This window comes from Vibrio sp. 10N.222.49.A3, from assembly GCF_041475145.1.
GTDB lineage: Bacteria > Pseudomonadota > Gammaproteobacteria > Enterobacterales > Vibrionaceae > Vibrio > Vibrio tasmaniensis_A.
This window is the reverse complement of sequence record NZ_JBFRVM010000104.1, coordinates 27013-27609: the sequence shown is the minus strand read 5'-3', so window position 1 is coordinate 27609 and position 597 is coordinate 27013.

The following is a 597-nucleotide window of genomic DNA, read 5'->3' as shown; positions in this document are numbered from 1 at the left end:
CTATAAATCGCTCTGAAGAGCTAACTCGCCCGTTTAACATAGTAGGAATAATGAACACCAAAGATCTAAAGTAGACTAGTTAAGTTTTTGTTGTTAACAGTTGTTTTATTTAATGTCGTTAAAGCTAGGGATGGTTATCTTTGGCGCTTGCTCTCTCCCTTTTTTGTTGTATTTTGATGTGAGTGTCATTTAAAAGCTAGTAATGGAGGAGAGTTATGCTTTCTCGACCTCTTTACTTGCTTTACACACATATGTCGAATTGTAGTAACAGGACTACTTTGTCTAACGCGTTAGACTTTTTGGTCTCAGATCAAGTTATGAAGTCACACGATCACACTAAATCGCATTTGATAATTAACCTACCTATTAGGTAACAACAAAATATTGTGGAGAGGTTGAACAAATATTTTTAGTCTCTGTCGCCGCTGTTAGGTGGTTTTTTTAGATCTGAAATATGGAGTATTTAATGAAGAAACGAATTTCTATTGGCCAAATAGTGTCTTTTATTTTTGGCGTTGTTCGGGGTATTAGTCTATTGGGAGAGGTTGCTGATTGGGTCGAAGAATTATTCAAATGGAATTGAGTTTTGGTGAGCTA